Raw genomic sequence first — 12,053 nt, 5'->3', positions numbered from 1 at the left:
TCGGATCAGACCTGAGAAACCTCCACAAAAAATCTTTTTGAATCAGCCGAATAATCTAGTGATCCTTGAAGACAGACGCTGGGCAAAAATCAGCGCCTAACCCTAAGGACAACATCAAGCGGAAGATAAATAGTCAGTCAGACTCAGGTTATGATTGCGTGAACTCCCCCACGCATCAAAATTCTTGATCTTATTCAACAAATCATGAGTGGCTTTATCTTCATGTGCAATCAATTCAATCAAAGGAAGAATAATCTGCATCGGAGATTCTTTAAAGTTCAACCTACGCTGTATTGCGGCATATTGCTCGGCATAAAGTTCTATACCTTTGCTTACCTCTCTAGCGATCTGCTGCATATTGCCAGTATCACCACGCCCACTATCCAGAACTGGCTCAATAGCTTTTGTACCGACTTGCAAACCAATTACAGAGTGATGCGGCGCAGAGAAAAACAGCTCCACTGCTACGCGGTTAGCATAAATTCCGGCAACAGTTGCAGCGGAAGTATTGGCAGCCGTAACCATAGCCGACATGCGTTGAGTCTGCTCGCGCCGGAGGCGTTCGGGTGTATCCGCCAAGCAAAAATAATATCCGAATACCTCCAGACTCATCAGAGGACGAATCGCTTGCTCAAATGCTTCCTGGGTTGTGCCACTCCATCCTACATCCACCAAAGCTACCCGACTTCCTGGCTGTAGACCGACTTGTTTGAGATATTGATATAATGCTCGACGGTTACGCTGGCAAACTTTCAGAATTTCCCAACGATAACCGTATAGGAAGCCACAAACTTTCTCATAAAGAGCCGGGCATACGCGCACATCAGTTCCCAACCCTAACTCTGCCATGATCTGCTGCGATGGCGGCTGTACGCCAATGCGCTCAAGAAGCTCATATGGTGCTAAGCCGTCTCCTCCCGAGAGCAAAAATGGGAAAAACTGACTGAAATTATCGGCTGTAATGGAGGCCAGCGTATAAGCTGTGCGCGAGCCCAGGAAATAACAAAAATCGGGTAATCCGCAATCCTCCTGAGCCCGGGCTATACGCTCAAGCGAATAGCCATCGCGAGACAAGAAAAGTACATGATCGATACCATCCTGATGGGTACGCTCCTTGATCCACTCGAGAAACCCAAGAATTGCAGCTCCACCATAAAGAAAACCGAGTTCCACATAGGAGTTCGGCTCGATATCACGAGCTCGTGTCTGTAACAGGCCATGACCGATGGAGGCTGCGAGTGACCTCCCTTTCTTGATGCTGCGTAAGTGTTTTGACTGATAATGGAAAGCCATCAGTCCTTTCTCACGCGGCCGCTGCACATCGGCCATTTCATTATCACCGATATGCAAAATTTCCTTTGTGCGTACGCCCAATCTACTTGCTAGAATGTCAAAGAGCTCACCGGCATCGCGCTTGGTCGCATTGCAATCCGCAGATATGAACAGCGGCACGTGCTCCAGCCCATGTGGCCTAAGTACGTCACGAAAGAAGTCGACAGACAGATACATATCCGAGGTAATGACCACAGGCTTGCCACTGTCGAGTAGCATACGGAACAGCGGAAACAATTCCGGGTTTGGCTCTATCAATGCCCGCTCCAACTCATACTCAGCACGCATCAATACATCGGCGGGAGTGCTTGTTTCTGCAAAACAGGCATAGATATTCTCAAGCGTGATTTCTTTTCGCCCGGAAGCCAGCATCCGGCGAAAGGCCTCGGCCTGCGCTGCACGCCGCATAGCCCGGAAATCCGGGATATCGAATTGACAGCCAAGGACATCGAAAGCATCCTCGGGATGGGCAAGAGGGCGAACGAAAAGAGTGTCAAAAAAATCGAAGGAGATCGCTGTAGCACTTGTAATCAGTTGCTGAAGATCATCGGCAACGTCAAGCGAGAAGCGTAGAGCAGCCAAGCTGGGCATATCGCAATAATCATTGGCAATATCCTCCATTATAAAGCCACCTCAAAATTAATCCCATTTGGATGCAAGTTCGGATTATAGAAAGGATCATATTGAAAAAACATGGGATGCATATCATAAAGACGCCGAAGCTCTCTCTGTAAACGTGCGAATTTTACAGGATCGACATGATCAAGGCCTCGACTGACCGACTCATGATGGATCAGAGTCACTGATTGACACACCACATTATAATAGCCCTTCTCAACAGCTCTTATACACAACTCAATATCGTTATAAGCAACCGGCAGGGTTTCATCGAAGCCCCCCAACTCATTGAACTTATAAGCCTCCATCATCAAGCAGGCGCCAGTGACTGCCAGCCAGTTGTACTCCAACAAATTACGCATAAAATAGCCTGGGCGCTCACTATGATGACGCAGGAACGCATGAACAGGGCCATTCGCCAAATTGAGGACACCCGCATGTTGGATTTCAGAGCTATCCGGGTAAAGCAATTTGGCCCCTACAGCACCAATATGTACTAACTGAGCATACCCTCCCATGCGCTCCAGCCAGTCATTGCAAAGCACTTCGGTATCATCGTTGAGGAACAACAGCAATTCGCCACCAGCAGTCCTGGCACCGATATTATTAAGCTCGGAGAAATTGAATGGAGCATCATGACGAATAATCTGCGCTACCCCTTTTTCTTGCAACTCCTTCAGATAAGCAACAGTCGAAGCCTCAACAGAACCATTATCAAGGATGATGATTTCAAAATTCCGATAGCTACTTTTTTCCTGGATGGAATCCAGACAACGGCGAAGAACCGAACCATTATCCCGACTAGGAATGATAATCGAAATCAGGGGCGAACCTTGCAGGTGATAGTTGACACGAAAATATCCTGGAACTTGAGCTACCGGCTCTATACTCCCTTTGAGGCCTCGACGCTCCAACGCATCCAGTCGAACACGCCGGGACGCTTCAAGTACATAAGGCTTGGCGGAGATATCGGATGCGACGGAAGCCGGAATTATTCGCCAATGATAAAGAACCTTCGGAATATGACTTATACGATTCGTATGCTCGACGACACGCAAGATAAAATCCCAATCCTGACAGCCATCAAACTCCGAACGCAGTTCACCCACTTTGCTCAACAGACTGCGACGCACGCAAGATACATGGCAGGTGAACATGGTGCTCATCATGGTATCGGGAGACCAATCCGGCTTGAAATGTGGCTGGGTATATTCCCCTTCCTCGGTAAGTTTATCCTCATCACTATAGATAAAATCCGGCTGGTCGCGATTGATGCATAATGCCAACTCATACAAGCAATCGACGGTTAGTTCGTCATCGTGATCCATGAACACGATGAACTCGCCTTGAGCGGCAGCCAAGCCTACATTGGTGGCACCGGAAATACCTTTATTGCTCTCCAGGTGCAGAACCCTGATTTTCGGATCGTCTATCTCGGCCAATGCCCGCCGAGTTTCTTCGGAAGGGCTGGCGTCGTCAACCAAAATAAGCTCCCAGTGAGGATACCACTGGGCCCGTACTGAAGAGAGTACGGCATCCAGTAGTTCTGAGCTGGTGTTATAGGCAGGTACCACGATCGAGAACAAAGGCGTAATGTCGAGAATTGCGAGTCGGGCTCCCAAGTCGGCAGGCCGCTGTGGCTCGATATAGGTATAGCCTTTAGAGGTAGCGGCCAATTCGTAGCGTCCCCCAGAATGGCGCACAATGGCCATAGGTATGGAGGTCATATTTCCCGCGGAGGGAGGAGTTGGTGAGAGCTGCGGTGCAGGAGTCGCAGGGGCTAGTGTCGACAGATAATGCTGATGGCGAATTCTCGCTCTTAGCCCATTCAGTCCTTCCCGACGCAAGATTCCCAACGTCTTTTTCAGAAGAGTCGATAAAGACTCATCTCGTAGCCGGCGACAGGCGATAGCTTTAACGTCCACAACCTTGCGTCTCAGATGGTTGGCACGACGCAAAGGAGCAGTGATACGCCAACTTCTGGAGTTGTGTAGGGCATACTGTATTTCCTGCATGGCGGCAATCTGGATATCTCGCTCATGCACAATCCGACTCAGCTCTTGAATATGGCTATCACGCCCGGCAACTACCTCGTTCAGGCCGCCAATCTGCCCTTCCCTTTCCGAGACTATCCGATTCAACGCATGAATCTGGCCATTGTGCTCGGCGACAATCCTATTCAAGCCGCCAATCTGCCCTTCCCTTTCGGCGATTACCTGATCCAACGCATGAATCTGGTCATCACGCTCGACGACAATCCTATTCAAGCCGTCAATCTGTTCTTCCCTTTCTGCGATTACCTGATTCAATATACGAATTTGACCATCGCGCTCGGCTAAAACCCCGTTCAGGCTACCAACCTGCTCTTCCTTTTCTGCGATTACCTGATTCAGCGCATGGATCTGGCCGTTGCCCTCGGCGATAACCTCGTTCAGGTCACCAATCTGCCCTTCCCTTTCCAAGATTACCTGATTCAATGTATGAATCTGGCCATCGCGCTCGGCGACAATCCCGTTCAGACCGCCAATTTGCCCATCCCTTTCTGCCACTAACTGATTCAGCGTGTGAATCTGACCTTCGCGCTCGGCAATGGTCTGATTCAAGGTATCAACCTGCGCGTTACCATCGGCTATTTGTCTTTCTTGAATAGCCACTTGACTGGTGAATTCGCCAATCCGTATCTCGCATAGATCGGTGTAATGCAGCAGCGAATAACTCCGCTGTAACTCCTCGGACAACGCCGCAATAAGCCCTTCTACCTCTTGTATATCGGGGGCTATCCGATCACTGGCCATCTGCAGCAGAGCGTCGTACAACTCCTCCACCTGCGGAGAAGCTGCTTTGTCCAGACACAGATCGGCCGCTGCGAAACGGCTATGCCGGAGTCCTTCCTCCAAGAATTCTTCCTTGTACTCGGCAAAAGCCTGACTGTCCGCGTCGAACTCAAGATCCAGTGCTTGCGCGATCCGCTGCAACTGAACGGCAGGCTCTTCCATGAGAAGGTCATAGTCGACAACGACCCGAGGACGATTTTGCGTTCCCGCCAAGCTTGCCAGCATGTGTTCCAGCCATAACTGATAGGCTTTTTCCAAGGCGAAACCATCACGCTTGGCCAGCGAGCGAGCCACACTCATAGGATGGCGGCAGGCGACCACATAGCGAACCTGAACATCCAGATGGGCAAATATGCTCGTCCAGAATGGCAGCAGCCTGGCGATCCGGGGGTCCTTCAGACCAAAACTTTCGACACCGGATAACTTTTCCCTCAACAATTGCACGGCTTGCAGTTTGAAGGAGTCGAGAACCGAAGGGTTCAAATGCTCCGGCAGCAAAGGTGTCAGGGTATGCCAGTCCTGGCCCAGGGCAGCGAGCAACTCGATGTTGAGTGCATTGACATCCATATCCTCCCAGAAACCCTTTTCATTGTTTCCGGGTGCTGCCGGCATCAAGCGGGTACCAAGCTGAACACCCAGCGCCTGCAGACCTCGCGTGATTACAGAAGTACCGCTTCGATGCATGCCCAGTACGACAACTATATTTTTCTGCTCCATACACCTGATCTTTCATTCATTCGAAATAGTGAAGTCTGGGACACACTTGAAATCCACAGCGCCAGTAGCCGTTTTGTCCGCCGACGATAATACGCGGAACAGGCAGGCATCCAGCAAACGATGCAGATAGGTCTCGCTTTCTGCTGTCGCGCCGAGTACGCCGGCATTCAGAAAGTAAGTGCCCGGGTTGAGATTGCACTGAAATGCGAACTCGACCTGGATGACCGTCCCTTTCTCCACATGGGAAATGGCATCTTGCAGGCTGGCTGCACTGGCCGCCCCACCCAATTCGACCCCAGCCAGGGTCTTGATCATCATGCCGAAGCGGACTCCGGTAGCGCCGACGGCAAAGCTCGCCCGGTAGGTATAGCGATAGGTTTTGCCGCTCTTGAGGCAATTCACCGGCTCGCCGGCAAGATCGAGAATTTGCGGCGCCTCGATGAGTACCCCATGGGACTCGTAGGACAATACGCTTTGCGAACGCAGATTCGGATCGAAGCATTCATCCAGTTCAGGCTCGGCTCGCCCTTGCTCCAGGGTTTCCGGCGACACGGTCGAAGTTTCGGCGAACAGGGATTCCTTGTGGCCATCGCCAGCGATCGCGGCACGAATCGCCTCGACCTTGCCCGCCGGCGCATAAAGGAGCTTCTGATACTTGCCGATGATCGCCTTGGGCAATCCTTCGGCAAGTTTGTCGCCGCCATCCATCAGAATCGCACGGTCGCAAAGCTCGATGACAGTAGTGCCGGCATGCGATACGAAAAGGATGGTCGCGCCACTGGCCTTGATGGCTTCGATCCTTGCGAAACATTTGCGCTGGAACAATTCGTCGCCCACCGATAATGCTTCGTCGACGATAAGGATTTGCGGATCGACATTGATCGCCACCGCAAAGGCCAGCCGCACCATCATCCCGCTGGAATAAGTCTTGACCGGCTGGTCGATGAAATCGCCGATCTCGGCAAAGGCTTCGATCTCGGCGAAGCGGGCATCGGTTTCCTCTTTCGACAGGCCCAGCACCGCCGCATTCATGTAGACGTTCTCCCGCCCACTGAATTCGGGGTTGAATCCCGAACCCAACTCCAGCAGGGCGGCGACACGCCCATCGGTTCGCACCCGGCCGGAGGTGGGTGTCAGGGTGCCGCAGATGATCTGCAGCAACGTGGACTTGCCGCTGCCATTACGGCCGACGATACCAACCGTTTCGCCCTTTTTTATGTCGAATGCCACGTCCCGCAATGCCCAGAACTCGCGAAAGAACCGTCGCCTTCCCCGGCAAAGCATCTGCAGCAGGCGGTCGCGGGGCTTGTCGTAAATATGAAAGCATTTGCTCAGGTTTTCGACCTTGATCGCCACATCAGAGCACATCGGAGAATCCTTTACGGGTCTTCTGGAACCAGGCGAAGCCGGCCCACATTACGATCGAGGCGGCCGCAAAGTACCAGAACAGGCCGACGAAATCCGGCAACTGCCCCCTGATCAGGACACCGCGCGCCTGCTCGATGATGAAGGTGATCGGATTGGCCATGATCAGCGGACGGAACTCTTCCGGCAAGCTGTCCACCGGAAAGAATACCGGCGCCAGGAACATCATGATGGTGGTGACGATCGTCACGGTCTGCCCCACGTCGCGCAGGAATACTCCCAGCGAGGCAAGAAACCAGGCGAGTCCCAGCGCCAGCACCACCAATGGCAACATGACGACAGGAAACAACAGTACCTGCCAGTCCGGCGTGCCGATGAACAGCCAATAGGCCAGCAGCCAGACCATCAGGCTGACCAGGGCATGGAACAGCGCTGCGCCGGTCGAGACTACCGGCAGTATCTCCAGGGGAAAAACGACTTTCTTGACGTAATTGACATTGCCGATGATGAGTCCGGGCGCGCGGTTGAGGATTTCCGCGAACAGCGTGTGCACGATCATGCCGACGAACAGCACGATGGCGAACATGGACCTGCTTTCCTCGCCGCCCTCCGGAGCCACACCCCAGCGCGCCTTGAAGACCACCGAGAACACGAAGGTATAGACGCACAGCATTAGCAAGGGGTTGAGAAAGGACCAGCCAAGGCCCAGGAAAGACCCCTGATAGCGGCCGATCACCTCACGCCGGGTCATTTGCCGGATCAACAGCCGATGCCTCCACAGGCTGTGTGCGAAGGCCAGCAGCGAAGTCGGCTGCGCCGCATGCGGGTTCATGGGAAAACCTCGGCATTGGCGAGCAGCGGAGCCTTCTGGTCCTTGCCGGAAAGCAGCGGAGCCTCGATGCCGCGCCAGTCGATCGCCAATGCGGGATCGTTCCAGAGAATGCTTCGTTCGCTGTCCGGGGCGTAGTAGTCGGTCGTCTTGTAGAGGAACTCGGCAGTCTCCGAAAGCGTCACGAAACCATGCGCGAAGCCTTCCGGAATCCAGAATTGCCGCTTGTTTTCCGCCGATAGCAGCACCCCGACCCACTGCCCGAAGGTAGGCGACGACTTGCGGATATCCACGGCGACATCGAACACTTCACCCTGTACGACCCGCACCAGCTTGCCTTGGGCATGGGGCGGCAACTGGTAGTGCAGTCCCCGCAACACCCCTTGCGCGGAGCGGGAATGATTGTCCTGGACGAAATTCACCGCGCGACCGACGGCATCCTCGAAATGCCGCTGGTTGTAGCTTTCGAAGAAGAAACCACGGTCATCGCCGAACACCTTGGGTTCGAAAAGGACCAGACCGGAAATATCGAGCGGGGTGGCGTTCATCAGTAAACCGTCTCCACCAGGATGCGTTTGAGGTATTTGCCATAACCATTCTTCGACAGGGGTTCGGCAAGCCTTTCCAGTTGTTCGGCATCGATCCACTTCTGCCGGAAGGCGATTTCTTCCGGACAGGCGACCTTCAGTCCCTGGCGGCTTTCCAAGGTAGCGATGAACTGACCGGCTTCGAGCAACGAGTCATGGGTGCCGGTATCCAGCCAGGCGTAACCGCGACCCATGATTTCCACCGAGAGCGAGCCCTGCTCCAGGTAGATGCGATTGAGATCGGTGATTTCCAGTTCGCCGCGGGCGGAAGGCTTGATGCTCTTGGCGATATCGACCACCTGATGGTCGTAGAAATACAACCCGGTGACCGCATAGTTGGACTTGGGCTGTGCCGGCTTCTCTTCCAGGCTGACGGCTTTCCCTTGCGCATCGAACTCCACGACCCCATAGCGCTCGGGATCGTATACGTGGTAAGCGAATACGCTGGCACCCTGCTCGCGGTCCATGGCGTTGCGCAGAAGATCCTGGAAATCGTGGCCGTAATAAATGTTGTCACCCAGCACGAGCGCGGACGGAGCCTTGCCGAGGAACTCCTCGCCGATCAGGAACGCTTGCGCCAGGCCATCCGGGGATGGCTGCACCGCATAGGCGAGATTGAGTCCCCACTGGCTTCCATCCCCCAGCAGTTGCGTGAAACGCGGGGTGTCCTGCGGGGTGGAGATGATCAGGATGTCACGGATACCGGCCAGCATCAGGGTGCTCAGCGGGTAGTAGATCATCGGCTTGTCGTAGACGGGCAACAATTGTTTGGATATGGCCAGGGTGGCCGGGTGCAGACGGGTACCGGAGCCACCGGCGAGGATGATGCCTTTACGTTTCATGAGCTTGTGTCTGTCAAGTATCGAGCGGGTATGAGGCGCATGCCCCTTCGGCAGTGCCCGGCCCATGGCCGGGCAATACAGGCGAGCCAGCCCCTATGGTTTGGCGAGGAGCTCGTGCAGCATGCGTTCGACGTGATATTCCCACTGTGGAAGATGCAGATCGAAGGTACGTCGGAGTTTGCCGGTATCGAGCCGGGAGTTGGCCGGGCGCCGGGCCGGCAGCGGGTAATCGGCGGTACCGATCGCATGGATGTCGTCGGGCCCCGCCTTGAGTGACATATCCAATGCGGCAGCCTTGGCCACGACGAAACGCGCGTAGCCATGCCAACTGGTTTCGCCGGCGGCAGTCAGGTGATAGACCCCCGTTGCCTGCTCGGCCAATGCCCGATCATGCCTCAACCGATACAAAAGCAGAGCGCTCACATCGGCGATCAGTTCGGCGCTGGTCGGTGCTCCGATCTGATCGGCGATCACACGCAGTTCTTCGCGCTCGGCGGCCAGGCGCAGCATGGTCTTGATGAAGTTGCTGCCGCGTGCGGCGTACACCCAACTGGTTCTCAGGATCAGGTGCTTGCACCCGGAAGCCTGAATAGCTTGTTCGCCCTCCAGCTTCGTCTGCCCGTAGACGCTCAGCGGCCCCACGGGGTCATCTTCCGTATAGGCCGCGGCTTTGCAGCCATCGAACACATAGTCGGTCGAGTAATGCACCAGCCAGGCATCGCAACTTCGCGCGGCATCCGCCAGCACTTCCACCGATTCGGCGTTCACCCGACGCGAGCGAGCCGCGTCGGATTCGGCCTTGTCCACGGCGGTATAGGCGGCGGCATTGACGATGACCTGCGGCTGAATTCGCTCGACCAGCGCGGCCAGGCTTTCCGGCCTGTCCAGATCGGCCCGGAGACGATCGCAGATCTCCAGCCGCCCCAACGGCGCCAGGGCCCGTTGCAGTTCCCAGCCAACCTGACCGTTGGCTCCCAGTAGCAGGATTTTCATTGGTAGTGTTTGCTCACCCAGTCGCGGTAAGCACCGCTGGTGATATTTTCGACCCAGCCCTGGTTGTCCAGATACCAGCGAACGGTCTTGCGAATGCCGCTTTCGAAAGTTTCCGCCGGTTTCCAGCCCAGATCGCGCTCGAGCTTGGTCGCGTCGATGGCATAGCGACGATCGTGTCCGGGACGATCCTTGACGAAGGTGATTTGCTCGCGATAGCTCCGGCCGTCGCCACGCGGCCGCTCCTGGTCGAGGATATCGCAAAGGGTATGCACCACATCGAGGTTGGTCTTTTCGTTCCATCCTCCGACGTTATAGGTTTCACCCAGTTTCCCCGCTTCCAGCACCCGGCGAACCGCGCTGCAATGGTCTTTCACGTACAGCCAGTCACGGACTTGCTGGCCATCGCCGTAAATGGGCAGGGGCTTGCCTGACAATGCGTTGTGAATGATCAGCGGGATGAGCTTTTCCGGGAAATGATACGGTCCATAATTATTCGAGCAGTTGGTGGTCAACACCGGCAGCTTATAAGTATGGTGATAGGCTCGAACCAGATGGTCAGAAGCGGCCTTGGAGGCCGAGTAGGGACTGTTCGGTTCGTAGCGGTTCCGCTCGGTGAACGCCGGGTCGGTGGGCTCCAGCGAGCCGTATACTTCGTCCGTCGAGACATGCAGGAAACGGAAAGCAGCGGCACCATCATGCAGTTGAGCATGATAGACACGTACGGCTTCGAGTAGCCGGAAGGTTCCCACGATGTTGGTCTGGATAAAGTCTTCCGGACCGTGAATCGAGCGATCCACATGGGACTCCGCCGCAAAATTGACGACGGCCCGCGGCTGGTATTCCGCCAGAAGCCCGGCGACCAGCTTCGAATCGCCTATATCGCCCTTGACGAAGACATGTCGGTCATCGCCTTCCAGGCTTTTCAGATTGGCCAGATTACCGGCATAAGTCAGCTTATCCAGGCTGACAACCGCCTCGTCATGCTGGTGCAGCCAGTCCAGGACAAAGTTCGCCCCGATGAAGCCTGCGCTGCCTGTTACCAGAATAGTCATGTCCTTAAAGCTCTCCCGATGCACCCGGCCGATGATGCCGGTGCGTCTGCCGGAATACACCGGCTTTATCTCAATCGAAACGGCGAGTCATGCGGCTTGCCGATACTCGCTCGGGGCCAGTCCGCAGAAATGCCCAACCTGAATTCGACCGCCAGTTCTGCAAAAAATGCGGGGGATTTCCCAACGAGCCGACCGCTCGCGAACCAGCAATCGCCGAGCGGGGAATCATCAGTATTTGCGTATGTCTGCCAAAGGCAGGCTCAATCGGTGCTCGCGATGGAGCAACCTCATCAATAGCGTAACCCGCTCCTCACCATCCAGCGCCAGGAAGATGGCATCCAACTCCGTGAAGCTTCCCGCGATGATCCGTACCCTGTCGCCAGGCTTCAGAGCTGGCTCGGGCGATGACTCGATGCGTCGTTGCAGCTCGGCGACCAACTCGTCACTAACCGATAGCGGCATGTCGCCGAAGCTGACCAGACGACTCACCCCGCGAGTCGAGCGCAGCGGAGCCCAGTTGGCATCGGCAGCCAGGCGGATGAACAGATAACCGGGGAACAACGATTCGCTCTGGACCCGCAGAGCGCCATGCATCAGGCGCTCCCGCAGGCATTGTGGACGAAAGTATTCATAACCCTGGCGCTTCAGATTGTCTTCGGCACGCTCGTCCTGACGAGGCTTGCACTGCACGAGATACCACGCTTTGCCATTACGCACTTCGCATATGTCGCCCGCAGTACGAATATTCATATTCCATGTCACCCCGCCTTTGACTCAGACCTGACCATTGCAGGGCTTTTCAATTCATCGAGGTTCCTGGCTACGCTCCACAGACTTCACTCGCTCCAATAGCAACACATCCCATGTACCAGGCGGACCCGCCG

General features: G+C 55.0%; 9 protein-coding genes. All 9 read right to left on the bottom strand.

What is annotated here, in order from left to right:
- Positions 1-114 precede the first annotated feature (114 nt).
- On the bottom strand, positions 115-1,953 hold the full coding sequence (locus tag AVCA_RS24520; RefSeq protein WP_012700229.1) for an HAD family hydrolase: 1,839 nt from the start codon (positions 1,951-1,953) through the stop codon (positions 115-117).
- Positions 1,953-5,501, bottom strand: coding sequence for a glycosyltransferase (locus tag AVCA_RS24515; protein ID WP_012700228.1), 3,549 nt, complete (start codon positions 5,499-5,501; stop codon positions 1,953-1,955). The genes AVCA_RS24520 and AVCA_RS24515 overlap by 1 nt, the downstream gene beginning before the upstream one ends.
- Positions 5,502-5,513: 12 nt before the next feature.
- Positions 5,514-6,869 carry an ABC transporter ATP-binding protein gene (locus tag AVCA_RS07285; protein ID WP_175555959.1) on the bottom strand — a complete coding sequence of 452 codons (1,356 nt, stop codon included), beginning with the start codon at positions 6,867-6,869 and terminating at the stop codon, positions 5,514-5,516.
- Positions 6,859-7,698 (bottom strand): ABC transporter permease, encoded by an 840-nt coding sequence (locus AVCA_RS07280; RefSeq protein WP_012700226.1) that lies wholly within the window; start codon positions 7,696-7,698, stop codon positions 6,859-6,861. The genes AVCA_RS07285 and AVCA_RS07280 overlap by 11 nt, the downstream gene beginning before the upstream one ends.
- Positions 7,695-8,243 carry a dTDP-4-dehydrorhamnose 3,5-epimerase gene (gene rfbC / locus AVCA_RS07275; protein ID WP_012700225.1) on the bottom strand — a complete coding sequence of 183 codons (549 nt, stop codon included), beginning with the start codon at positions 8,241-8,243 and terminating at the stop codon, positions 7,695-7,697. Before rfbC ends, AVCA_RS07280 begins: the two co-directional genes overlap by 4 nt.
- Positions 8,243-9,124 (bottom strand): glucose-1-phosphate thymidylyltransferase RfbA, encoded by an 882-nt coding sequence (gene rfbA, locus AVCA_RS07270; RefSeq protein WP_012700224.1) that lies wholly within the window; start codon positions 9,122-9,124, stop codon positions 8,243-8,245. Before rfbA ends, rfbC begins: the two co-directional genes overlap by 1 nt.
- A 93-nt stretch (positions 9,125-9,217) precedes the next feature.
- On the bottom strand, positions 9,218-10,117 hold the full coding sequence (gene rfbD, locus AVCA_RS07265) for a dTDP-4-dehydrorhamnose reductase (protein WP_012700223.1): 900 nt from the start codon (positions 10,115-10,117) through the stop codon (positions 9,218-9,220).
- The gene (rfbB, locus tag AVCA_RS07260; protein ID WP_012700222.1) at positions 10,114-11,169 is read right to left on the bottom strand and encodes a dTDP-glucose 4,6-dehydratase; all 1,056 of its coding nucleotides are present in this window, start codon (positions 11,167-11,169) and stop codon (positions 10,114-10,116) included. Before rfbB ends, rfbD begins: the two co-directional genes overlap by 4 nt.
- Before the next feature lie 228 nt (positions 11,170-11,397).
- Complete coding sequence (gene rfaH / locus AVCA_RS07255) at positions 11,398-11,919, bottom strand: transcription/translation regulatory transformer protein RfaH (RefSeq protein WP_175555960.1); 522 nt, start codon at positions 11,917-11,919, stop codon at positions 11,398-11,400.
- Between the last annotated feature and the right edge of the window lie 134 nt (positions 11,920-12,053).

Source organism: Azotobacter vinelandii CA (assembly GCF_000380335.1).
Classification (GTDB): Bacteria; Pseudomonadota; Gammaproteobacteria; order Pseudomonadales; family Pseudomonadaceae; genus Azotobacter; species Azotobacter vinelandii.
The sequence above is the reverse complement of the archived record's forward strand: the minus strand, read 5'-3'. Positions and strand labels throughout refer to the sequence as shown.

Bases quoted from the DNA above. Each gene is read 5' to 3' on its own strand.
- AVCA_RS07280 (WP_012700226.1), bottom strand. From the start codon at position 7,698: ATGAACCCGCATGCGGCGCAGCCGACTTCGCTGCTGGCCTTCGCACAC.
- rfaH (WP_175555960.1), bottom strand. From the start codon at position 11,919: ATGAATATTCGTACTGCGGGCGACATATGCGAAGTGCGTAATGGCAAA.
- AVCA_RS07285 (WP_175555959.1), bottom strand. From the start codon at position 6,869: ATGTGCTCTGATGTGGCGATCAAGGTCGAAAACCTGAGCAAATGCTTT.
- rfbB (WP_012700222.1), bottom strand. From the start codon at position 11,169: ATGACTATTCTGGTAACAGGCAGCGCAGGCTTCATCGGGGCGAACTTT.
- rfbA (WP_012700224.1), bottom strand. From the start codon at position 9,124: ATGAAACGTAAAGGCATCATCCTCGCCGGTGGCTCCGGTACCCGTCTG.
- AVCA_RS24515 (WP_012700228.1), bottom strand. From the start codon at position 5,501: ATGGAGCAGAAAAATATAGTTGTCGTACTGGGCATGCATCGAAGCGGT.
- AVCA_RS24520 (WP_012700229.1), bottom strand. From the start codon at position 1,953: ATGGAGGATATTGCCAATGATTATTGCGATATGCCCAGCTTGGCTGCT.
- rfbD (WP_012700223.1), bottom strand. From the start codon at position 10,117: ATGAAAATCCTGCTACTGGGAGCCAACGGTCAGGTTGGCTGGGAACTG.
- rfbC (WP_012700225.1), bottom strand. From the start codon at position 8,243: ATGAACGCCACCCCGCTCGATATTTCCGGTCTGGTCCTTTTCGAACCC.